Source organism: Vibrio sp. R12-SW3-ISO1 (genome assembly GCF_059834005.1).
Genome location: NZ_JCBDGK010000002.1, coordinates 23024 through 45584, shown reverse-complemented (window position 1 = coordinate 45584; position 22561 = coordinate 23024). Strand labels below are relative to the sequence as shown.

Below are 22561 nucleotides of genomic sequence, written 5' to 3'. Positions count from 1 at the left end.
CCAATGAATGTCACCTTGTTAGCCATCGCTGGTGGCGCTGTCATTCTCGGCCTCGCTTCTTACGCAGGGTACCTGTTGCTGCAACTGAAAAAGCAAAAGGCTTTGCAACTGCATCATCAAAAGCTGGCGATCGACAAGCGCAACGCGAATATCTTTGAGAGTGTCAGCACCTTGTGTTTAGCAGGCATTCAGGGCCAATGCGATTTATCAGAAATCAGCATTCGCCTCTACAACATTATGGATTACGTCCAAGGGGAATCGCGCGTCGACTTTGACAGTGAGTACCCAGCGACCTCTGAGCTTTACCATATTGTCAAAGAGATGGCTCGTGGTGACGAGCGTCAAGCCTTACCGAAAAAAGAACGCATGAAGCAAAACTTAGAGCGACACAAAGCAGAATCCCGTCTTGAAGACGCGATTGTGGCTGAGTTAACTCGTTTGCAAAAGCACGTTCAACCTTTGAATAACCAGATCAATATTCAGACGATCGGCTAATTCGCACCTCGATCACCCCAAAGTGGCAGTGATCGAGGTATCAAAACTGAGCATTGCTGCTCAAAATTCTTCGTGCCCCTCTACGGGTTGCTAACTTGTATGGCAAAATAGCGGGCCATAATAAGACGTCTCTTTTTTGCTAGAGCCAAGCTCAGTCATGGCCTATAGCCCAAACGGAATATCATCATGTCGCAGCCAGTTGTCGCCAGTCAGCAAATCGTGTGGGACCAAGCGGTTCTTGATAAGTACAACTATTCGGGTCCTCGCTACACCTCATACCCCACCGCGCTGGAGTTTCATGAGGCCTTTACCATCTCGGATTACGATATGGCGTGTACTGAGTACCCTCAGCGTCCTCTCTCGCTTTATATCCACATCCCGTTTTGTCATAAGCTTTGCTACTACTGCGGCTGCAACAAGGTCATTACCCGCCACTCGCACAAGGCCGATGAGTACTTGGATGTGCTGGAGCTTGAGATCCGCACTCGCGCGTCGTTACTCCATGAGCGCAAAGTCACCCAACTGCACTTTGGTGGCGGAACGCCAACCTTCTTAAGCAAGGAGCAAGTGAGCCGTTTGATGGCGATTTTGCGCGCCGAATTCTATTTCGACACTGACGCGGAAATCAGTATTGAGGTTGATCCACGCGAAATTGAGCTCGACATGCTGGATCACCTACGCAGCGAAGGCTTCAACCGCTTGAGTATCGGCGTACAAGACTTCAACAAAGAGGTTCAAAAGCTCGTCAATCGAGAGCAAGATGAAGAGTTCATCGTCGCCATGGTTGAGCGTGCCAAGCAATTGGGTTTCCGTTCTACCAACCTAGACTTGATTTATGGCTTGCCCAAGCAAACCCAAGCCTCGTTTGCTAAGACTCTTGAGCAAGTGTTAAAGATGCAGCCGGGGCGTTTGTCCGTCTTTAACTACGCCCACATGCCGAGCCTTTTTGCCGCGCAGCGTAAAATCAAAGATGACGATCTGCCTGCAGCACAAGAGAAGATGGCGATTTTGCAAGACACCATCGCCACTTTGACCAGTGCTGGCTATCAGTTCATTGGTATGGATCACTTTGCGCTACCAGATGATGAGCTTGCGGTGGCGCAGCGCCGCGGTGAGCTGCATCGCAACTTCCAAGGCTACACCACTCAAGGTGATTGTGACTTAGTCGGTTTTGGCGTGTCAGCCATCTCCATGATTGGTGACGCTTACGCGCAAAATCAGAAAGAGTTGAAAAAGTACTACGCACAAGTCAGTGGCCAGCGCCATGCCTTATGGAAAGGTGTGGTCCTTGATAGTGATGACTTACTTCGACGTGAAGTGATTAAGCAACTGATCTGTAATTTCTCTCTCGATATCCGCGCTATTGAGCAAGGCTTTAACGTCACGTTTGATGAGTACTTCAAGCAAGATTTGCAATTGCTGCAAACCTTCATCGATGATGGCTTGGTGGAGAAAGACGCCACCTCGATTCAGGTGACCCTGCGTGGTCGATTGCTGATCCGCAACATTTGCATGTGTTTTGACAAATACCTAAGAGCCAAAGCGCGTCAGCAGCAATTCTCACGGGTGATTTAAACGCTTCGACGGCAACGAGAGATAGTCTAGGGAGGCCCAGTTCGCCCTTGATAAGACAGACTATCAGTAGAGAGATAAGCGCGGCGTTATGTCGCGCTTTTGTTTATCTTGGAGCAGGGTAAGCATGGTCATTAAGGCGCAATATAAGTCGCTTGTGCCACCTCCCACAGTGCCTTAACCAATGGGTTATCCAACTGCGATCGTTTGCAGCACACACCGAGTTTAAACGGTTCAATCGACGCCACTTTTAAGCGCTGAATCTTCTCTTTGACTGGGCTGTTGTTGATCACCACATCCGGCGCAATCCCCACACCACAGCCTAACGCCACCATACTGACGATCGCTTCATGCCCCGAGACTTGCGCGTAGATATTGGGCTTAATCTTCATCGCTTTAAACCAGGCATTCGCCCGATCTCTTGCCGTTCCAGACTCTGGGACAATAAAGGGGATGTTGGCCCAATCCGGCTTGTCTTGGCCAAGCGAGTGGGCAAAGTGACTCACGCCGGTGGGCGCGATCACTGATAGAGGGATTTCGCTGATGGTTTCAAACTCGACTCGCGCTGGCAGTTGTTCGGGGAAGGCAGAAATCGCCACGTCCACGTCATCATTGATGATCTTGTCAATTGCTTGTGCAGGATCGCCAGTGGAGAGCTTGAATTCAATAAACGGATGTTGGAGACGAAATTCAGACAAGAGATCAGGCAGATGGCTGTAGCTTGCGGTCACAGAGCAAAAAAGACGGATCTCGCCGCGCAACTCCGCATCCTGTCCTTTGAGCTGCGCACGGTACGTCTGCCACTCGCCTTGAATTGACAGCGCAACCGGCAGCAGTTTTTTTGCCGCAGGGGTGAGCTCTACACTGCGGTTGTCTCGCACGAACAGCGTTTGACCGGTATCCGCCTCCAGTTTTTGAATTTGTCGACTGAGCGCTGATGGGCTGATGTGCATCGCGCTGGCGGTTTTGGCAAAGCTTTGGCTGTCGCACAAATGGATAAACAGCTGGAGACTTTTGATATTCATAAAACCGTTATTTCCTTGTTGCATTAATTGCAATTACTAATTGTGAATATATCACTTTAAGCAATTAAATACCTGCTTTAGTATGGACTCATTCGGTGCCAAGCCACCGACCGATACGGAAAAATTCTATAAAGGAGCGCCACATGGCTAACTATTTCAATACTTTGAACTTACGTGAGCAACTTGACCAATTGGGTCGTTGTCGTTTTATGGACCGCAGCGAATTCGCATCAGAAGCGGATTACCTAAAAGGAAAAAAAGTGGTCATCGTGGGTTGTGGTGCTCAAGGTCTTAACCAAGGCTTGAACATGCGTGATTCTGGTCTGGATGTGGCTTACGCATTGCGTCAAGCGGCGATCGACGAGCAGCGTCAATCGTTCAAAAATGCAAAAGACAACGGCTTTGAAGTGGGCAGCTACGAAACACTGATCCCTCAAGCAGACTTAGTGATTAACCTAACGCCAGACAAGCAGCACACCAACGTTGTAGAAACGGTTATGCCTTTGATGAAGCAAGGCGCGGCACTGGGTTACTCTCACGGCTTTAACGTGGTGGAAGAGGGCATGCAGATCCGTGAAGACCTAACGGTTGTCATGGTGGCGCCTAAGTGTCCAGGTACCGAAGTCCGTGAAGAATACAAGCGTGGCTTTGGTGTTCCTACCCTGATTGCGGTTCACCCAGAAAACGACCCGAAAGGTGAAGGTTGGGACATCGCCAAAGCATGGGCGGCCGGTACAGGCGGTCACCGCGCAGGCTGTCTAGAGTCTTCATTTGTTGCTGAAGTAAAATCGGATCTGATGGGTGAGCAGACTATTCTATGTGGCATGCTGCAAGCGGGTTCTATCGTCTGCTACGAGAAAATGATCGCCGACGGTATCGATCCTGGTTACGCAGGTAAACTGCTGCAATACGGTTGGGAAACCATCACGGAAGCACTCAAGTTTGGTGGCATCACGCACATGATGGATCGCCTCTCTAACCCAGCTAAAGTCAAAGCGTTTGAGCTTTCTGAAGAGCTAAAAGAGCTGATGCGTCCGCTGTATAACAAGCACATGGATGACATCATCTCTGGTCACTTCTCTAGCACCATGATGGCTGACTGGGCGAACGATGATGTTAACCTACTAGGCTGGCGTGCAGAGACCGGTGAAACGGCATTCGAAAATTACCCAGAAACTGACGTTGAGATCTCTGAGCAAGAGTACTTCGACAACGGTATTTTGATGGTGGCTATGGTGCGCGCTGGGGTAGAGCTGGCATTCGAAGCGATGACGGCTTCTGGCATTATCGACGAATCGGCGTACTACGAGTCGCTGCATGAGCTACCATTAATTGCGAACACCATTGCTCGTAAACGTCTGTACGAAATGAACGTTGTTATCTCTGATACGGCGGAATACGGCAACTACTTGTTTGCGAACGTAGCGACGCCGCTACTGCGCGAGAAGTTTATGCCAGCGGTGAACACCGATGTGATTGGTAAAGGCCTAGGTGAGACATCGAACCAAGTGGACAACGCGACGCTTATCGCAGTGAATGAAACCATTCGCAACCACCCGGTTGAGTACATCGGTGAAGAGCTGCGTGGTTACATGACAGACATGAAACGCATCGCGGTTGGCGGCTAATCACTGCAATTTTCACTGCGTCATCGGCTTAGGCGAGTTTGGCGCAGTCAATAAACTCCAGGCAGACTGGGGTGATAAATACAAAATAAAACACGACATCTAATAAAAAGGCTTGGTCAGTAGACCAAGCCTTTTGTCTTTCTTTCGTACGCGATTCCACACGAGAGTGGGCGCTGAGCCGATTACTTGTCGGCCAGTTTGGCTTCAAGCTCTGCGAGCTTTTGTTCCATTTCCGTCAGCTTTTGACGCGTGCGCAGTAGAACTTGCGTTTGAACATCAAACTCTTCACGGCTAACCACATCAAGCTTGTTGAGTTGGCCTTGAATTACTTGGCGTACTTTTTGGTCAACGTCCGCGCCGAGCTCTTTAACAGGGGCGGGCATAGAGTCATGAATTTGTTTGGCAATTTGTTCCAGTTTCTTTGGGTCAAACATGTGGCAACTACTCCTATTATTCTTGTCTGTATTCTACGTAATCGGACGGGGAAAGTCGTCAAGTGTTGCGTAAAAAGCGTGCGCGCGTTGGTGGAATAGCAATAGTTGGTCGAACAGCAATAAAAGTCGAATAACGATAAACGTAGAATCACAATAAAAAAGGCCACCGAAGTGACCTTTTGATATTGAATGAGGGCGTGTGTATTTTATGACGACTGCTGCGCGGCGCGCTGCTCATCTTCACGCGCTAACGCCTCGAGTTCGTCATCTTCAACGAACACCGGTAGAGGCTTGTGCTGCTCAGCCAGGTAGCTGTAGATCACTGGCAGTACGAACAGAGTAAACAGCGTACCAATCGCCAAACCAGAGACAATCACGATACCGATACTAAAGCGCTGCGCCGCGCCGGCGCCGGTGGCGTACATCAGCGGGATCAAACCAGCAATCATCGCCGCCGTTGTCATCAAGATCGGACGCAGACGCACTTTCGCTGCTTCCATCACCGCTTCAGTTTTGCTCAGTTTGTTGTGCAGCTGCTCTTCTTTGGCAACCTCACAAATCAAGATACCGTGCTTGGTGATAAGACCGACCAGAGTGATCAAACCGACTTGTGAGTAGATGTTCATCGATGCCGCGCCCCAGGCAAGAGCGATTAAGGCGCCACAAATGGCGAGCGGAACCGAGACCATGATAACCAGCGGATCTTTTACGGACTCAAATTGAATCGCCAATACCAAGAAGATGATCGCCAACGCCAAACCAAAGGTGGCGTATAGCGCGCTGCCTTCTGTCACGTACTGACGAGCTTCACCCATGTAGTCATGGTTGTAACCGCTTGGCAATTTATTCACTGCGGTCTCTTCAAACCAAGCAATTGCGTCGCCCATCGCGGTACCCGGAGCGGGTACGGCACCGATGGTGGCCGAGTTAAGCTGGTTGAAGTGTGGCAGCGAGCGAGGCTCAGCAATCACATCAATGGTGATGAGGCTACCTAGAGGTACGGCTTTGCCATCCGCGGCGCGCACATAGTAGTTGTTCATCGATTCTGGGTTAAGACGCCATTTACGCTCGACCTGAGGGATCACTTCGTACGAGCGGCCATTGAGGTCGATACGGTTGACGTAACCATCGGCCATCATGGTACTCAATGTGATACCGATGTCTTGCATGGTCACACCGTAGGCACCGGCTTTGTCTTTGTCGATGTTGATTTTCATCGTCGCTGAATCGTAGTTCAGATCCAGGTTCGAGTAGACGAACATCGGGTTTGATTGCACCGTGAGCAAGATGTCAGACGCGATGGTAAACAAGCTTTCAAATGCATTAGGTGTGGTGATCACGAACTGAATTGGTAGACCTGAACCCGCACCTGGCAACTCAGGCATCTGGAATGCCGTGACCGCCATACCCGGAACATTTGATACCAGTCCACTCACTCGGTTGGTGACTTCCGCTTGGCTTGCTTCGCGCTCACTCCAAGGCACCATTGATGCAATACCAAACGCTTGGTTGGAGTTAGGGACACCAGTAAACACCTGCGCGTACGCCACTTCCGGTTGATCCGATAAGATGGTGTTGACGTCGTTCATGGTGTTTTGCATGTAGTCGAGGTTGGCATTCGATGACGCCGTGCCTAGCAGCATGATCACGCCCTTGTCTTCCGACGGAGCCAACTCACTTGGGATGAACTTAAACAGCATCGGCAAGCTAGCAAACACAATCAGTGCAAAGGCAATCACGACAGGACGACGCTGCATGACCGCACCGAGCATACGTGAGTAGCGGTTGGTCATACGATCCAATACGTGATGCACTTTTTGCTCAAACTTGTTGGGCTCTTCATTAGCCTTAAACATTTTTGAACACATCATTGGCGACAAGGTCAGCGCGACGATACCCGAGACAAACACCGAACCGGCAAGGGTAAGGGCAAACTCTTTAAACAGCGAGCCCGTGATGCCACCCATCAAGGCGATCGGAGCGTATACCGCGCCGAGGGTCAGCGTCATTGCAATGACAGGCACAGCAATTTCGCGGGTACCTATGATGGCCGCGCGAAACGGCGATTCGCCAAGCTTGATATGGCGGTCAACGTTTTCCAGTACGACGATCGCATCATCCACCACCAATCCGATGGCCAATACCATCGCGAGTAGCGTCATCAAGTTCCACGAGAAGCCCATCGCCTGCATTACCATCGCAACACCAATCAGTGACAGCGGGATGGTGACAATCGGGATCAGAACGGCGCGGAAAGAGCCTAAGAAGAGGGTGATAACGACCAATACAATCAGCGCCGCTTCAACGATGGTCTTGATGACCTCGCTGATGGACTCATTGATCGCGATGGTGGAGTCGTACATCACGTTCATCTTGATGGTGCTTGGCAAGTTACGCTCAAGTTGAGGCAACAGCTCTAGCACGTCGGCGGCAATGTTGATTGGGTTAGCACTTGGCGCGGCGTTGATCGCGGCCACCACGGCTTCTTGACCGTTGGCACTGGCGCGATAGGTGTCATGACTCTTTTCAAGCGTCACTTTCGCGATGTCACTTAAACGGGTCACATCCCCTTCATCCGAGCTAACAACAAGATTCTCTAGTTCCGCGACATTCGACACCTGCGTATCGGCACTGCCGTTGTACAGCACGAATTCACCAATCGCTTGACCGGTGGCAGACTGATAGTTGTTGGCATTGAGCACGCTCATCACATCGGTAGCGGTCAGGCCAAGCGCGGCCATTTTCGCTGGATCCAACCAGACGCGTAGGGCGTATTTCATCCCACCGTACAAGTCGATTTTCGATACGCCATTGACGGTAAAGAGCTGTGGGTTGACCACGCGCTCAAGGTAGTCAGTGATTTGGCTCGATGAAAGCTCATCACTGGTAAAGCCAATGTACAGCACCGCAGTGGTGGAGCCTGTCGACATGGTCACCGTGGGATCTTCTGCCTCGCCGGGGAGTTGCGAGCGAACCGAGTTGGTTTTCGCCAACACGTCCGATAGCGCCGCGTTAGGATCGGTATTGAGCTTCATGTTGACCGTAATCGTCGACTGACCCAGCACCGATTGTGAGGTCATATAGTCGATGTTATCGGCCTGAGCGACCGCTTGTTCCAGAGGCTGAGTAATAAAGCCTTGGATCAAATCGGCACTGGCACCGTAGTAGCTGGTGGTGACCGTCACCACCGTATTCGTCATTTCAGGGTATTCACGAACTTGCATTTTGAACACCGCTTGCAGACCAAGCAGGGCAATCAAAAAGCTGATCGATACCGCTAAAACTGGACGTTTTATGAAAACATCAGTAAAGCGCATGAATCCTCCACATTACAGCATAGGGGTTTGTTCAGGTGGTGTGGTCGCATCGCTTTCTACGACGCGGACTTTGGCACCGTTGCTGAGACGCACTTGACCTGATGTCACGACTACATCGCCCGGTTGCACCCCATCGAGGATGTGAGCGATGTCTTGGGTGCGTTCACCCACTTTAATCACTTGCTGCTTAACGCGCTTCTCACCGTTTTCCTCAGAGACAAGGTAAACATTGTCACCGTAGAGGGTAAACGTGATGGCGGTTTGTGGCAGCGCCACTTGATTTTCCAGTTTAGGCAGGATGATGTTGGCACGCGCGAACATACCGCTGCGCAGTTTGCCATCACTGTTTGGAATGTCAGCCTGGACTTGAATCAAACCACTTTGGATATTGACGGCGGGTTCAATGGCGGTAATTGAGCCTTTGAACGCAATCGCAGGGTAGGCATCCACAAAAATGTCGACCTCTTGGCCCATATTGATGCGTGAGATGTCCGTTTGCGGCACGGTGAAACGAAGGCGCATCACGCTGGTGTCTTCTAGACGCACAATGTCCGTACCCGCTTGCAGGTATTGACCAAGGTAAACGTTACGAATCCCGACCACGCCAGCGAATGGCGCTTTGATTTCACGACGGTCAATCGAGGCATTCAAACTTTCGATATCCGCCAAAAGGGAGAAGTAATTGGCTTCGGCTTCGTCGTACGCTTCTTTTGAAATTGAGCCTTTTTGGTACAAGCCTTGGTAACGCTTATACTTGGCTTCGGCCGCAGGCAGTTTCGCTTTGGCGCTTTTTAAGTTGGCTTTTTCTACATCGGAGTCGAGCAGAACTAAAGGTTGGCCTTCTTCCACTTGAGTGCCTGACTCAAATGCAATTTGGTCAATCACACCGCTGGTTTCGTTGGCAACCGTCACACCTTGGTTTGGTTCGATAAAACCGATCGCTTCAATCACAGGAACCCAATCGATAGAGGCGACTTCGGTTACCGTTACGGGAAACTCTGGTTCTGGGCGATTCGCCATGTACTCAGCAATCTTCTGCTGCTTAAAGAGATTGAAACCTATCACACTGCCAAACAGCAGCACGGCGATAAGTAACATAAAGAAAGTCCACTTTTTCATTCCGATAAGAACTCCAAGTTAATGTGTGATAATGGCGTCCCAGCTGGCTTCAATCGCGGCTTCAAGTGCCTCTTGATCCAGTGGGTAAAGTCCTAAAGCGTGTTTGCGTGCAAGGGCAACACTAGCCTCAAGACTGAGTCCGGCGAGTACCTCGTTGGCGAGAGGTTTAAACAGTCCTTCTGCTTTCCCTTGATCAAAAAGAAGGTCGACTTTGTCGAACATCTGGCGCTCCAACTCACGAGTCGACTGGCCGCTGTCACAAGGTAAAGATTCATATTGAATACGGTTGCTGATGGTTTTCAGATTGGAACCAGCCATATTCCATATATTAAGCCACATAGTGCGGTAGCGACGTTTCAGTGGCATGTCATCGTCCACACCCGCTTGAATGGCGTTCGCCACCCGTTGCGCTACCGACAGACGAAGCTCTCGAAGTAAGTGCTCCTTGTCTTCGAAATATCGGTAGATGGTGCCGGCAGCAACCCCGGCCTGTTTGGCCAGTTTTTGCATCGACAAGCCTTGAAATCCCGACTCAGCCACAAGAATTTCTGCGGCAGCGAGAATTTGTTCTCGTTTATCTGGATTTAACGATTCCGGCATGATGACTTCAGTTAATGAATGAACGTTCATTCATTATAGATCGAATCCCAACCATCTTTGCAACAAAGTATGACACTTATTTGATAAATATTTTTTACTCAACCTATTGGTTGGCTGAAGGTGAGCTTATCGGTGACCTCGAAAACATGGCAATATGATGAGGTGGCGATTATCATAAGCGCCATTCCACTCCCTTTGAGCAATGCAGATTGAGCCGACAATGAAGCTGAACCCAAGACAAGACGAAGCCGTTAAATATGTCTCCGGACCTTGCCTAGTACTCGCGGGTGCCGGGTCAGGTAAAACGCGTGTGATTACCAATAAAATCGCGTATTTGGTTCAGCAATGTCAGTACAAGGCGCGCAATATTGCAGCGGTAACCTTTACCAATAAAGCGGCCCGCGAGATGAAAGAGCGCGTCGGTCAGACGTTGGGTAAGCACGAGTCCAAAGGTTTGATGGTGTCGACTTTTCATACCCTAGGTCTCAACATCATCAAACGTGAGTACAAAGCGCTAGGGCTCAAGGCCGGCTTTTCGCTGTTTGATGATCAAGACCAAATGGCGCTGCTAAAAGAGCTCACAGAAAAGCAGCTTGATGGGGATAAAGATCTGTTGCGCCAGTTGCTCAGCGCGATCTCTAATTGGAAGAACGACATGCTGACGCCCGATCAGGCCAAGGCACAGGCACAAGGTGAGCAGCAACAGCTGTTTGCGTTCTGTTTTGAGATGTACCAAAAGCAGATGAAGGCGTACAACGCGCTCGATTTTGATGATTTAATTTCGCTGCCCGTGCTTCTTCTGCGCACTAATGAAGAGGTGCGCCAGCGTTGGCAAAATCGGATTCGTTATCTGCTGGTGGATGAGTACCAAGACACTAACACCAGTCAATATGAGTTGGTCAAATTGATCGTCGGCGAACGTGGTCGCTTGACCGTGGTGGGTGATGACGACCAGTCGATCTACTCTTGGCGAGGGGCGAAACCGCAAAACTTGGTCTTGCTTGGTGAAGATTACCCGAACCTGCGCCTGATTAAGCTGGAGCAAAACTATCGCTCGACCAGCCGCATCTTGCGCGCGGCCAACATCTTAATTGCCAACAACCCGCACGTGTATGAAAAGACCTTATTTTCGCAAATTCCTGATGGCGAAAAACTCAAGGTGTTGATGGCGAAAGATGAAGACAATGAAGCGCAGCGTGTGACTGGGGAGTTGATCGCCCATAAGTTTCTCAACCGCACGGACTATCGTGACTATGCGATTTTATATCGCGGTAACCATCAATCGCGCTTGATAGAAAAGTCGCTGATGCAAAACCGAGTGCCCTACAAACTCTCAGGAGGCACCTCCTTTTTTGCTCGCGCAGAAATCAAAGACATCATGGCGTATTTAAAAATTTTGGTGAACCCAGATGACGACAACGCTTTTCTGCGCATCGTCAATACGCCGCGACGTGAGATTGGTCCGGTGACGCTCGAGAAACTGGGCAGTTATGCCAATATGCGTGGCAAGAGTCTGTTTGAGGCCAGTTTTGAAATGGGGCTGGAGCAGCACCTAACGGGCAGAGGGTTAGAAAACTTACGTCGCTTCACCACCTGGTTGGTGAAGATTTCCGATCAAGCAGAGCGGGGCGACACCGTCAGTGCAGTGCGCTCACTCGTGCGTGACATCAACTACGAAGATTGGCTGTACGAAACCTCCTCGAGCCCGAAGGCCGCAGAGATGAGAATGAAGAACGTCTCCGATCTCTACTCTTGGATTGTGGCGGATCTTGAAGGCGACAACTACGACAAAGAAGAGAAGAATCTCAAAGAGGTGGTTCAGCGTTTGACGCTGCGTGACATGATGGAGCGTGGCGAAGAAGATGACGACAGCGATGCGGTGCAACTGATGACGTTACACGCATCAAAAGGCTTGGAGTTTCCTTACGTCTATTTGATTGGCGCCGAAGAGGGCATCTTGCCGCACCAAACCAGCATCGATGAAGACAATGTCGAAGAGGAGCGCCGTTTAATGTATGTGGGTATTACGCGCGCGCAGCGAGAGCTCACCTTCACCATGTGTAAAGAAAGACGTCAGTTTGGCGAGCTGATCAAACCGACCCAGAGCCGTTTTTTGGATGAACTGCCGTTTGATGATGTCGAGTGGGAGGTCAACAAAAAGCCGCAAAGCGCAGAAGAGCGAATGGCGAAAGGCCAAGCCCACATTGCCAACCTAAGAGCGATGTTTAAAAAATAATTCGTTGATAAAAAGATAAACAAAAAAGCGGCTCACCCTAAAGTCAGCCGCTTTTTCATTTCTGCTTGTAGAGAACGCGCTACAAAAATGAGGTTTGAAAATAAGAGGGTGGGTTATAGCCCTTCAATCATATGCTCGATCGCCGCGATGATTTCATCATCTGAACAATCCATACATGAACCACGTGCAGGCATAGCATTGAAGCCGTTGATGGCATGATTCGCGAGAACATCTTTACCTTGAGCGATACGTGGCGCCCAATCATCCGCGTTGCCTGTTTTCGGTGCGCCGCTCACGCCTGATGCGTGACAAGCAATACAGAAGGTGCCATACACAGTGGCACCATCACGAGGGCCGCTCGGCTCTGCCACGACAGGCTCGGCACCGGCTAGATAAACATCACCAACAGGTTTAATGCGCTCAGCAATGGCATCGTATTCTTCTTGGCTTACGCTTGCTGCGATCGATGCGCTGGAAAAGGTGACAGCGGCGATAAGAGCCGTTAATAATTTTCGAGACATATCCATTAAACTCACTTTACATTCCTGAAGGTAAGTGCGTGCTTACCTATTCTATTAATGTGGCATTGAGCTAAGCAGCATCAAAGGGCGTGTAAAATGCAGATAATGCTGTTAAATCAATGTAAATAATGGGTGATTATATCCTGATAACTTGTTGCAATAAACAACAAGATAACTGCTTCCACAAGGTTATCTAATGGGAAATAGGGGTTTATCACACTTTAATTGCCCAAAAAGGCGTCAAACGAGAAAAAAACTTGAAAAAGTACTAGACGCCCTAGTGTGATATACGTATTATTCCACTCCGCCGATAGGGCATGCGCCCGTAGCTCAGCTGGATAGAGCGTTGGCCTCCGGAGCCAAAGGTCGAAGGTTCGAATCCTTTCGGGCGCGCCATTTGCCTCGGAGGATGTATCGGTAAAAAATATTGTGGTGGCTATAGCTCAGTTGGTAGAGCCCCGGATTGTGATTCCGGTTGTCGCGAGTTCAAGTCTCGTTAGCCACCCCATTCTCGGTGAATAGCGCAGCTTGGTAGCGCATCTGGTTTGGGACCAGAGGGTCGGGGGTTCGAATCCCTCTTCACCGACCACTTATTTATACGATTAGGCAATCGCGTGATCGTTTGTTCTTATCACCGCGTAAGAACGACAACGGCAAGAAGCCGGTTGAAGCAAAAATTGATGGTGGCTATAGCTCAGTTGGTAGAGCCCCGGATTGTGATTCCGGTTGTCGCGAGTTCAAGTCTCGTTAGCCACCCCATTTCGGTGAATAGCGCAGTTTGGTAGCGCATCTGGTTTGGGACCAGAGGGTCGGGGGTTCGAATCCCTCTTCACCGACCACCTTTAAAAGCCTCGCTAATATTAGCGGGGTTTTTTTACATCTCACGATCACCGATTTGTGCACATATCGGGTCGGGGTCTGGAAGCCCAGTCGCATCGAATCCCTCTTCACCGACCACCTTAGAAAGCCTCGCTAATATTAGCGGGGCTTTTTTACATTTTGCGATCACCGATTTGTGCACATATCGGTTATTTCTTGCGTCCCATCTATACGTTTTATCCAATCCTCCCACAACCCACAACCCACAACCCACAACCCACAACCCACAACCCACAACCCACAACCCAGATACTTACTCAATCACTGCTCTGCTACGTTCCTTATTCCCTACCACCATTTCTATGGTATTAGAGTGATTATTCAATTTATTACACCACTAACGTGATTGATATCTAGTTTTTGATCTCGATAAAAATAATCTCACTGGTTATGTGTGTTATTTTTGTTAATTGAGCGGTCTGAATAATGGGTGAATAACTATGCCTTGCGGCTTCTCGTTGCTCTTGAAAGTTTCGCAGTGAAAGTGCGCCAAAACTGTGCAAATGACGGCCAAAATGCAGCAGGTCCGATCAATGCATCGTATCGCTAAGGTGCATAGATATTTTGTTAAGCTGCTTGATATTTGTGCGTTCTCAACTTTTTATCCTAAGATTGTTGATTTTCTGTGAATTTTTTGCCAAATTGATGACCTTGTAAATTGCCGGAATACTGATCCGGTTTTTTGAATGGATTCACTTTTCAGACAGGGCAGAAGGCTGCCGCAGCAGTAGAGGTCTGGTTAATGGCACTTTTAGAAGTCAAAAATCTTCGTATCGAATATCCGTCACGTCACGGCGTACACGCAGCGGTCAAATCGCTTTCTTTTAATATAGAGAGAGGCGAGATTGTTGGCGTCGTTGGCGAATCGGGTGCCGGCAAATCCACCGTAGGTAATGCGGTGATCGACTTACTGAGCCCTCCGGGTCAGGTCGCAAGTGGTGACGTCTATCTTGATGGAGAGAAGATCTCCGGACTGACACCAGAAAAAATGCGCAAAGTGCGCGGGTCAAAAATCGGTTTTATCTTCCAAGACCCAATGACCTCTCTTAACCCACTATTTACCGTTGAGCAGCAACTCACCGAGACCATCCATGCCAATATGAAGGTGTCGGACGACGAAGCGTATCAACGTGCATTGTCATTGATGAAGCAGGTGGGCATTCCTCAGCCAGAGAACCGTCTCAAACAATACCCGCACCAGTTCTCTGGTGGTATGCGCCAGCGCGTGGTTATCGCGATTGCGCTTGCCGGTGAGCCTGATTTAATTATCGCTGATGAGCCAACGACGGCCTTGGATGTGTCGATTCAAGACCAAATCCTGAACTTGATTCGCGAATTGTGTATCAAGAACAACGTTGGCTGTATGCTGGTAACGCACGACATGGGCGTGGTATCGAACGTCACCGATCGCGTGGCGGTGATGTACCGTGGCGATTTGGTGGAGTTTGGCCCGACGAACAAAGTGCTGGGCGACCCCGATCATGCTTACACGCGCAGCCTGATTTCTGCCGTGCCTCGTTCGGATATCAAACTCGATCGTTTCCCTCTGGTGAGCTACATCGAGGAAGCGAAAGAGATGAAGCCGCTGGATGTCAAAAATCACTGGTTGGGTCAAAGCCAAGATCAGCGTGCTTATTCTGGCTCTTTGTTGACGGTCGAAAACGTTAACCTGCGCTTTGTCACCAAAGACTCTTTATTTGAAAGCCGCCGAGAGTACGTTCAAGCATCGAACAATGTCAGTTTTGAAGTGTTTGAAGGTGAGACGTTTGGCTTAGTGGGTGAGTCTGGTTCAGGAAAATCGACCATTGCGCGAGTGATTGCCGGTCTTTATCAGCCGAACTCGGGCAAAGTGTGCTTTGAGGGCATTGACCTTACTGCGATGACGTCAGAGAAAGAGCGTCGTCCGCTGCGCCGTCAAATGCAGATGGTATTCCAAAACCCTTATACCTCGATGAACCCTCGAATGAAGGTGTTCGACATCATCGCCGAGCCGATTCGTTTCCATAAGCTGACCAAGAATGAATCCGAAACACGCCAGATCGTTAACGATCTGTTGGATCATGTTGGTTTGGGCCGAATGGCTGGGGTGAAATACCCGCACGAATTCTCAGGTGGTCAGCGTCAGCGTATTTCGATTGCGCGCGCGCTGGCGACTCGTCCACGTTTGCTGATTTGTGATGAGCCGACGTCGGCGTTGGATGTGTCGGTGCAAGCGCAAATCCTCAACTTATTAAAAGATCTCCAAGATGAGCTCAATCTGACTATGCTGTTTATCAGCCATGACTTACCTGTCATTCGTCAGATGTGTGACCGTGTTGGGGTGATGCAAATGGGTACACTACTTGAAGTGGCCCCCACTGAGCAGCTGTTTAACTCACCACAGCATGAGTACAGTCAACAACTGATTTCTCTGATGCCAGAGTTCACCGGCTTAAGAGAAGAAGTAAAAACGGCCTAAAGCCGTATACCTTGCCCAACGCGGTTTTGTTGGGTAGCTAAACAGAAGCAAATACAACAACTAGGGATGAATCCCGCATAAGGAGTTATGCATGAAAACCATGAAAAGCAAACTAGCAGTGGCTTTGATGGCAGCAGGCTTAAGTTTTGCCGCCGCTGCAGCAGATATTACTGTCGCTTATGACGCTGACCCGGTGTCGCTTGACCCACACGAGCAGCTATCAGGCGGTACTCTGCAAATGTCTCACATGGTGTTTGATCCGCTAGTTCGTTACACACAAAAATTGGATTTTGAACCTCGTTTGGCTGAGAAATGGGAACGTGTCGATGACACGACATTCCGTTTTGAGCTACGCAAAGGCGTGAAATTCCACTCTGGTAACGAGCTAACGGCGGATGATGTGGTTTGGACGTTCGAGCGTCTGAAAAACTCTCCAGACTTTAAAGCGATCTTCGAACCGTACGAGAAGATGGTGAAAGTGGATGACTACACAGTGGAGTTGGTGTCTAAAGGCGCTTACCCACTGGTTCTACAAACCGCGACTTACATCTTCCCAATGGACAGCAAGTTCTACTCTGGTCAAACAGAAGATGGCAAAGATAAAGCAGAAGTTGTGAAGCACGGTAACTCGTTTGCTTCGACCAACGTATCTGGTACGGGTCCGTTTATTGTGACGTCTCGTGAGCAAGGTGTGAAAGTCGAATTTCAACGCTTTGAGGATTACTGGGATACCACAACAGGTAACGTTGACAAACTAACGCTAGTGCCAATCAAAGAAGACGCAACACGTGTGGCTGCGCTACTTTCTGGTGACGTTGATATGATTGCGCCGGTTGCACCAAACGACCACAAGCGTGTACAAGGCGCCAAAGATATCGATCTTGTGACACTGCCTGGTACTCGTATTATCACGTTCCAAATGAACCAAAATAGCAACGAAGCGTTGAAAGATGTCCGCGTTCGTCAGGCGATCGTTCATGCGATCAACAACGAAGGCATTGTGGATAAAATCATGAAAGGCTTCGCAAGTGTTGCGGGTCAGCAAGGACCTGAAGGTTATGCAGGTTACAGCGCGGATCTTGTGCCACGTTTCGATCTGAAGAAAGCCAAAGAGCTGATGAAAGAAGCGGGCTACGAGGACGGCTTTACGTTGACAATGATGGCGCCAAACAACCGCTACGTGAACGATGCGAAAATCGCTCAAGCGGCCGCGGCAATGCTGTCTAAGATCGGCATTAAAGTTGACCTGAAAACCATGCCAAAAGCGCAATACTGGCCAGAGTTTGATAAGTGTGCGGCAGACATGCTGATGATCGGCTGGCACTCAGATACCGAAGATTCTGCAAACTTCTCTGAGTTCCTAACCATGACGCGCAACGAAGAAACAGGTAAAGGTCAGTACAACTGTGGTCACTACTCAAACCCAGAGCTTGATCAATTAGTTGAAGCGTCAAACGTAGAAACGGATCCAGCGAAACGTGCGCAAATGCTACAACAAGTGGAAACCATCCTGTACAACGATGCGGCGTTTGTTCCTCTACACTGGCAAAACCTGGCGTGGGGCGCGAAATCTAACGTGGACATCGCACCTATCGTCAACGCTATGAACTTCCCATACCTTGGCGACCTAGTGGTCAAGTAATGAGAGTCTCTCGCTCTCAGTAATGGGAGAGCGAATTTGGCGCTTTGCTTTGTTTCAGTCGGGCAAAGCGCCATCATTAAGACTGAATTTTGCGAGCAGATCCCTCTGCTTTAGCAAGGCTGAAATCCATGGAAAGTTAAGGGGCAAGGAATGTTTTCGTTTCTGGTCAAGCGCCTGTTTCAGGCACTGATAGTGATGTTTGTGATCAGTCTAGTGGCGTTTGCCATTCAGGATAACTTAGGTGATCCACTGCGTGAGTTGGTGGGCCAGTCTGTTTCAGAGGCGGAGCGCCAAGCGCTGCGTGATGAATTAGGCCTGAATGATCCCTTCATTACCAAATATTCTCGTTTTGTCGGCGCTGCGCTACAAGGCGATCTCGGTACATCGTACTTCTTCAAGCGTCCTGCAGTGGACGTAATTCTCGATAAGCTGGTAGCGACGTTAGAGTTGGTGTTTGGTGCAACGATGATCATCATCGTTATGTCGATTCCACTTGGCGTGTACTCGGCGATACATCCAAAAAGTTTCTTCACTAAAGTGGTGATGGCGGGCAGCAGTATCGGCATCTCGATTCCGGTCTTTTTGACGGCGATTATGCTGATGTATGTGTTCTCCATCGAACTTGGCTGGCTGCCTTCCTATGGTCGCGGTGAGACGGCGAACTGGCTCGGCTGGGAGTCTGGCTACTTTACTTTAGACGGCTTAGCGCATCTGATCTTGCCGTGTGTGGCACTGGCTTCGATCATGTTGCCACTCTTCATTCGTCTGGTTCGCTCTGAAATGCTGGAAGTGCTGAGCTCGGAATACATCAAGTTCGCTAAAGCTAAAGGCTTGGCGATGAACAAAATCTATTACCAACACGCACTGAAAAACACCATGCTACCGGTGTTGACTGTGGGTGGGGTACAAATCGGTACTATGGTGGCGTACACCATTTTGACGGAAACGGTGTTCCAGTGGCCTGGGATGGGTTTTCTTTTCCTTGAAGCGATCAACCGAGTCGATACACCTTTGATTACGGCGTACGTAATTTTTGTTGGTCTTATCTTTGTGGTGACCAACACGATTGTCGACTTGCTCTACGGCATCATCAACCCAACGGTTAATCTGACAGGAAAAGGAGCATAACATGAGTCAAACAGCCGCAGCTCCTTCTCATTGGGAGCGTTTCAAACAGTCTGATTTCTTGTACTACTTCAAGCGCGATAAAGTCGCGATGACAAGTTTCAGCATTTTTATGATTTTCTTGATTGTCGCGATTGCCGCGCCCGTACTTGCGCCAAGCGATCCGTATGATTTGTCATCGATTGATATTATGGACTCAGAGTTGCCTCCATCGTGGATGGACGGCGGGGAAGAGCGCTTTGTGCTTGGTACCGACGAACAAGGCCGTGACATCCTATCGACCATTTTGTATGGCTCACGCTTGTCTCTCACCATCGGCTTCTTGGCGGTGGGTCTGCAACTGCTACTTGGCATCGTGATTGGTCTGTCTGCGGGTTATTTTGGCGGTCGTATTGACAGCTTCTTGATGCGTTTTGCCGATGTGCAGCTGTCGTTCTCAACCATGATGGTGGCCATCATTGTCTCTGCCATCTTTAAAGCCAGTTTCGGCAGTGACTTTTACAGTCAGTATGCGGTGATCATGCTGGTGGTGATCATTGGTGTCGCTGAATGGCCGCAATATGCGCGGACGATTCGTGCCTCGGTGTTGGCAGAGAAGAAGAAAGAGTATGTCGAAGCGGCACGTGTGATGGGCTTTAAAGCGCCACGTATCATGTTCCGTCATATTTTGCCGAACTGTTTGTCACCCATCTTGGTTATCTCAACCGTTCAGGTGGCGAATGCGATCATGTCCGAGGCGGCACTTTCTTTCCTAGGATTAGGTTTGCCGGTTGATCAGCCGTCATTGGGTGCGTTAATCAGCATTGGCTTTAACTACATCTTCTCCGGTGCATGGTGGATTACCGCCTTCCCAGGCATTGTGTTGGTGACACTGGTATTGGTCATCAACCTGTTGGGTGACTGGTTACGTGATGTATTTAACCCCAAAATTTACAAAGGGTGATCTAAGCCTAAGATCTGACTACAAAAACATCACTACACTAAGAGCCGTAACCGATTACGGCTCTTTTTTTGCATTCATCTTTTTTCAACAGTGTATGGTTTACCCTAGTGGCGTGGATTAGACGCCCGGTTTTAGGCGAAAGAATAAGGGATTGGATATCATTATGGCAGTCAAGCCGAAACGAACCATGTTACCGCTTTTGAGTGTTGCCGCGTGGCTCACTGTCTCCTTGTCGACCAGTTCAGTCAGTGCTGAAGAATTTCTCTGTGATGCCACACAGGCCTCAAATACCGAGTTGCCAGTGCTCGATGCGGCCTGCCCTATCGGTAATGGCCTTTGGGGCACCAAACCTAAGGGCAGTGAATCGAGTTTTTGGATTCAGTGTGGTGTCTTCAGCCAACCGTTATCATTGGATAAAGCGAAGGTGCTTTACCAGCATATTTCCACTGATGTGTGGGCAAAACCAGAAGGCAAAGGGGTACGCTGCTTAATTGGCCCGTACGATGAGTTTGCCAAGGCGCGCGCAGATCTTGCGAAGGTGAAAAGTGAGCCCGGCTACAAAGAAGCGTTTATTCGTGAAGTTGTCAAAGGGGCACCGCCGAAAGCCCCCGCCGCTAAGCGTAAGACTCAACCTGTCGAAAAAGCCAAACCCTCACCCAAGTCCACAGCAAAAACGCAGACTCAACACACCACGGTACTGCCTGCGCCGATTCCCTTAAAAACAGAGTCAGCGAATGTCGAGAGGGCAAATAGCGAGCCTCAAGATGAAATCCTTATCCGACTGTCCGCGAGCATCAACGGCGTAGAGTACAAGGTGCCTTACACCATGTTTAGTAATGATCAGTTCTATATGGAACATGGCTTGCCGTGGAATCGCATGAATTATGAGGACGCCTACAAAACCTGTTATCGCTTGGGAATGCGTCTTGCCAGCGCGCAAGAGTGGCAAAATCTATTGGCGGCTGAACATATGGGCCCAAATAAGTGGCCGATGCATTTGCCCTACTGGGGAAGCGGACGCACTGGACTTTTTGCCAGTGGCAAGGTTAACCAGTTAAAAGGCACCTCTCTGCTTAATGTGATGTGTGTGAAATAAAAAAAGGACGCGACGCGTCCTTTTTTAAATATCAGTAACTTATCTCATTGTGACGAATTCTTCGCTACCCGTTGGGTGAATCGCAACCACAGAGTCGAAGTCAGCTTTGGTGGCGCCCATCTTCATTGCTACGCCGAAGCCTTGAATCATTTCGTCCACGGTAAAGCCAATGCCGTGTAGACCGACTACGGTTTCTTCTTCTCCCGCACACACGAGTTTCATTTTGCATGGCTGACGGTGCTGAGTCACTGCGGTGTACATGGCGGTAAAGCCAGAAGTGTACACTTTTACATTCTCTTTGCCGTACTTCTCTTCGGCTTCTTGGGTGGTTAAACCAATGGTGCCGATAGGTGGGTGACTAAATACCACGGTCGGGACAAGGTTGTAATCCATCTTAGCGTTTGTTTTACCGTTGAATAGACGCTCAGAGAGTTGGCGACCAGCCTTAACTGCCACTGGTGTTAGCTCGATGCCCCCTTCCATAATGTCACCGACACAGTAGATACCCGGCACGTTGGTCGCTTGGAACTCATCCACTTTGATGTAGCCACGCTCATTGGTTTCAACACCGGTTGAGGCGAGATTGATCGCGTCCGTGGCAGGATGACGGCCGATGGCCCAGATCAACTGGTCAACGTTGTGTGTATGACCGTTTTCAAGGTGAAGTGTCAGGCTGCCATCGGCTTCTTTCACCACCTCTTTTGGAATGGAGTGAGTGTGCAGTGCTGGCCCTTCAGCTTCCATCACTTCTACCAAGGTCTCGATGATCATTGGGTCAAAGCTGCGTAGCGGCGACTCTTTACGAACAAACAGGTGAGTTTCCGTGCCGAGAGCGTTAAGCACACCCGCAATCTCGACGGCAATGTAGCCAGCGCCAATCACCGCAACGCGTTTTGGCTGCTCAGCAAGCTCGAAGAAGCCGTTTGAGTCGATGCCGTACTCTGCACCTGGGATATTAGGAATGGTTGGACGACCACCAACGGCAATCAGGATATGATCAGCGGTGTAGTGCTCACCGTTCACTTCGACGGTTTTCTCATCAACGAATTTCGCAAAGCCCTTGATGACGTTAACTTTGTTGTTGCCCAATACGCGGTCGTAAGATTGGTGGATGCGGCCAATATACGCTTGGCGGCTTTCGACCAGCTTGCTCCAATTGAAGCCTTTGACATCGATGTCAAATCCGTAGTCTTCGGCATAAAGGTTCATCGCATCTGCGATTTGCGCGCCGTGCCACATCACTTTCTTAGGTACACAACCAACATTGACACAGGTACCGCCTAGGTCTTGAGCTTCAATTAGGGCTACTTTTGCACCGTACATGGCCGCGCGGTTCGCTGATGCGATGCCGCCAGAACCACCACCGATACAGATATAGTCAAAATGAGTCGCCATTACTTTCTCCAAATTTTTTAGCTGATTATTATGTATATGAGGATGAACTGGTTGAACTCAATCCATCGCAGCGAAA

Annotated in this window: 16 protein-coding genes and 5 tRNA genes; 14 read left to right on the top strand and 7 right to left on the bottom strand. The window is 49.6% G+C overall.

All coding sequences use genetic code 11. The annotated features are described in order from the left end of the window. Window positions 1-3 precede the first annotated feature (3 nt). Both AC6R0R_RS00785 and hemN read left to right on the top strand, forming a co-directional pair. Window positions 4-495: a DUF2489 domain-containing protein gene (locus tag AC6R0R_RS00785; protein ID WP_487902700.1), complete on the top strand. Its 492-nt coding sequence runs from the start codon at window positions 4-6 to the stop codon at window positions 493-495. A gap of 186 nt (window positions 496-681) precedes the next feature. Continuing rightward, window positions 682-2070 carry an oxygen-independent coproporphyrinogen III oxidase gene (gene hemN / locus AC6R0R_RS00780; protein WP_500625333.1) on the top strand — a complete coding sequence of 463 codons (1389 nt, stop codon included), beginning with the start codon at window positions 682-684 and terminating at the stop codon, window positions 2068-2070. A 131-nt stretch (window positions 2071-2201) separates the two neighbouring features. Here the strand turns inward: hemN and ilvY are convergent, their stop codons facing one another. After that, complete coding sequence (gene ilvY, locus AC6R0R_RS00775; protein ID WP_334555450.1) at window positions 2202-3092, bottom strand: HTH-type transcriptional activator IlvY; 891 nt, start codon at window positions 3090-3092, stop codon at window positions 2202-2204. A gap of 143 nt (window positions 3093-3235) precedes the next feature. Here ilvY and ilvC point away from each other — a divergent pair, with 143 nt between their 5' ends. Next, a complete protein-coding gene (gene ilvC, locus AC6R0R_RS00770; RefSeq protein ID WP_500625332.1) occupies window positions 3236-4720 on the top strand; it encodes a ketol-acid reductoisomerase in 1485 nt (494 codons plus the stop codon). A gap of 182 nt (window positions 4721-4902) precedes the next feature. Here the strand turns inward: ilvC and ubiK are convergent, their stop codons facing one another. From ubiK to AC6R0R_RS00750, 4 genes are all read right to left on the bottom strand, one after another. Then, window positions 4903-5154: a ubiquinone biosynthesis accessory factor UbiK gene (ubiK, locus tag AC6R0R_RS00765; protein WP_334555452.1), complete on the bottom strand. Its 252-nt coding sequence runs from the start codon at window positions 5152-5154 to the stop codon at window positions 4903-4905. Between the two features lie 206 nt (window positions 5155-5360). Beyond that, window positions 5361-8471 carry a multidrug efflux RND transporter permease subunit gene (locus AC6R0R_RS00760; protein ID WP_334555453.1) on the bottom strand — a complete coding sequence of 1037 codons (3111 nt, stop codon included), beginning with the start codon at window positions 8469-8471 and terminating at the stop codon, window positions 5361-5363. 12 nt (window positions 8472-8483) lie between these two features. Continuing rightward, the gene (locus AC6R0R_RS00755; protein ID WP_500625331.1) at window positions 8484-9590 is read right to left on the bottom strand and encodes an efflux RND transporter periplasmic adaptor subunit; all 1107 of its coding nucleotides are present in this window, start codon (window positions 9588-9590) and stop codon (window positions 8484-8486) included. 18 nt (window positions 9591-9608) lie between these two features. After that, on the bottom strand, window positions 9609-10190 hold the full coding sequence (locus tag AC6R0R_RS00750) for a TetR/AcrR family transcriptional regulator (protein WP_334555480.1): 582 nt from the start codon (window positions 10188-10190) through the stop codon (window positions 9609-9611). Between the two features lie 220 nt (window positions 10191-10410). On the opposite strand from AC6R0R_RS00750, the gene rep reads away from it, so the two are divergent. Further along, on the top strand, window positions 10411-12426 hold the full coding sequence (gene rep / locus AC6R0R_RS00745) for a DNA helicase Rep (RefSeq protein WP_500625330.1): 2016 nt from the start codon (window positions 10411-10413) through the stop codon (window positions 12424-12426). Window positions 12427-12539: 113 nt separating this feature from the next. On the opposite strand, the gene AC6R0R_RS00740 is transcribed toward rep, so the two are convergent. Next, window positions 12540-12953, bottom strand: a complete 414-nt coding sequence (locus AC6R0R_RS00740; RefSeq protein ID WP_487902695.1) for a c-type cytochrome — start codon at window positions 12951-12953, stop codon at window positions 12540-12542. 313 nt (window positions 12954-13266) lie between these two features. Here AC6R0R_RS00740 and AC6R0R_RS00735 point away from each other — a divergent pair. The 10 genes from AC6R0R_RS00735 (at window position 13267) to AC6R0R_RS00690 (ending at window position 21090) form a co-directional block, all read left to right on the top strand. Further along, window positions 13267-13343, top strand: a tRNA-Arg gene (locus AC6R0R_RS00735). 36 nt (window positions 13344-13379) lie between these two features. After that, window positions 13380-13455, top strand: a tRNA-His gene (locus tag AC6R0R_RS00730). A 4-nt stretch (window positions 13456-13459) separates the two neighbouring features. Beyond that, window positions 13460-13536 (top strand) — tRNA-Pro (locus AC6R0R_RS00725). Window positions 13537-13630: 94 nt separating this feature from the next. After that, window positions 13631-13706, top strand: a tRNA-His gene (locus AC6R0R_RS00720). 3 nt (window positions 13707-13709) lie between these two features. Then, window positions 13710-13786: transfer RNA gene (locus AC6R0R_RS00715), tRNA-Pro, on the top strand. Window positions 13787-14568: 782 nt separating this feature from the next. After that, window positions 14569-16284 (top strand): dipeptide ABC transporter ATP-binding protein, encoded by a 1716-nt coding sequence (locus tag AC6R0R_RS00710; RefSeq protein WP_487903371.1) that lies wholly within the window; start codon window positions 14569-14571, stop codon window positions 16282-16284. A 91-nt stretch (window positions 16285-16375) separates the two neighbouring features. Further along, window positions 16376-17926: an ABC transporter substrate-binding protein gene (locus AC6R0R_RS00705; RefSeq protein ID WP_500625329.1), complete on the top strand. Its 1551-nt coding sequence runs from the start codon at window positions 16376-16378 to the stop codon at window positions 17924-17926. 150 nt (window positions 17927-18076) lie between these two features. Further along, a complete protein-coding gene (locus tag AC6R0R_RS00700; RefSeq protein WP_334555460.1) occupies window positions 18077-19054 on the top strand; it encodes an ABC transporter permease in 978 nt (325 codons plus the stop codon). A 1-nt stretch (window position 19055) separates the two neighbouring features. Continuing rightward, the gene (locus tag AC6R0R_RS00695) at window positions 19056-19994 is read left to right on the top strand and encodes an ABC transporter permease (protein ID WP_487903369.1); all 939 of its coding nucleotides are present in this window, start codon (window positions 19056-19058) and stop codon (window positions 19992-19994) included. Between the two features lie 163 nt (window positions 19995-20157). Further along, on the top strand, window positions 20158-21090 hold the full coding sequence (locus tag AC6R0R_RS00690) for an SPOR domain-containing protein (RefSeq protein ID WP_500625328.1): 933 nt from the start codon (window positions 20158-20160) through the stop codon (window positions 21088-21090). A gap of 39 nt (window positions 21091-21129) precedes the next feature. Here the strand turns inward: AC6R0R_RS00690 and gorA are convergent, their stop codons facing one another. Further along, on the bottom strand, window positions 21130-22485 hold the full coding sequence (gorA, locus tag AC6R0R_RS00685; protein ID WP_500625327.1) for a glutathione-disulfide reductase: 1356 nt from the start codon (window positions 22483-22485) through the stop codon (window positions 21130-21132). Between the last annotated feature and the right edge of the window lie 76 nt (window positions 22486-22561).

What these genes read in the sequence shown, in the direction of transcription:
- AC6R0R_RS00785 (WP_487902700.1), top strand. Translation starts at nt 4, where the DNA reads ATGAATGTCACCTTGTTAGCCATCGCTGGTGGCGCTGTCATTCTCGGC.
- hemN (WP_500625333.1), top strand. Translation starts at nt 682, where the DNA reads ATGTCGCAGCCAGTTGTCGCCAGTCAGCAAATCGTGTGGGACCAAGCG.
- ilvY (WP_334555450.1), bottom strand. Translation starts at nt 3,092, where the DNA reads ATGAATATCAAAAGTCTCCAGCTGTTTATCCATTTGTGCGACAGCCAA.
- ilvC (WP_500625332.1), top strand. Translation starts at nt 3,236, where the DNA reads ATGGCTAACTATTTCAATACTTTGAACTTACGTGAGCAACTTGACCAA.
- ubiK (WP_334555452.1), bottom strand. Translation starts at nt 5,154, where the DNA reads ATGTTTGACCCAAAGAAACTGGAACAAATTGCCAAACAAATTCATGAC.
- AC6R0R_RS00760 (WP_334555453.1), bottom strand. Translation starts at nt 8,471, where the DNA reads ATGCGCTTTACTGATGTTTTCATAAAACGTCCAGTTTTAGCGGTATCG.
- AC6R0R_RS00755 (WP_500625331.1), bottom strand. Translation starts at nt 9,590, where the DNA reads ATGAAAAAGTGGACTTTCTTTATGTTACTTATCGCCGTGCTGCTGTTT.
- AC6R0R_RS00750 (WP_334555480.1), bottom strand. Translation starts at nt 10,190, where the DNA reads ATGCCGGAATCGTTAAATCCAGATAAACGAGAACAAATTCTCGCTGCC.
- rep (WP_500625330.1), top strand. Translation starts at nt 10,411, where the DNA reads ATGAAGCTGAACCCAAGACAAGACGAAGCCGTTAAATATGTCTCCGGA.
- AC6R0R_RS00740 (WP_487902695.1), bottom strand. Translation starts at nt 12,953, where the DNA reads ATGGATATGTCTCGAAAATTATTAACGGCTCTTATCGCCGCTGTCACC.
- AC6R0R_RS00710 (WP_487903371.1), top strand. Translation starts at nt 14,569, where the DNA reads ATGGCACTTTTAGAAGTCAAAAATCTTCGTATCGAATATCCGTCACGT.
- AC6R0R_RS00705 (WP_500625329.1), top strand. Translation starts at nt 16,376, where the DNA reads ATGAAAACCATGAAAAGCAAACTAGCAGTGGCTTTGATGGCAGCAGGC.
- AC6R0R_RS00700 (WP_334555460.1), top strand. Translation starts at nt 18,077, where the DNA reads ATGTTTTCGTTTCTGGTCAAGCGCCTGTTTCAGGCACTGATAGTGATG.
- AC6R0R_RS00695 (WP_487903369.1), top strand. Translation starts at nt 19,056, where the DNA reads ATGAGTCAAACAGCCGCAGCTCCTTCTCATTGGGAGCGTTTCAAACAG.
- AC6R0R_RS00690 (WP_500625328.1), top strand. Translation starts at nt 20,158, where the DNA reads ATGGCAGTCAAGCCGAAACGAACCATGTTACCGCTTTTGAGTGTTGCC.
- gorA (WP_500625327.1), bottom strand. Translation starts at nt 22,485, where the DNA reads ATGGCGACTCATTTTGACTATATCTGTATCGGTGGTGGTTCTGGCGGC.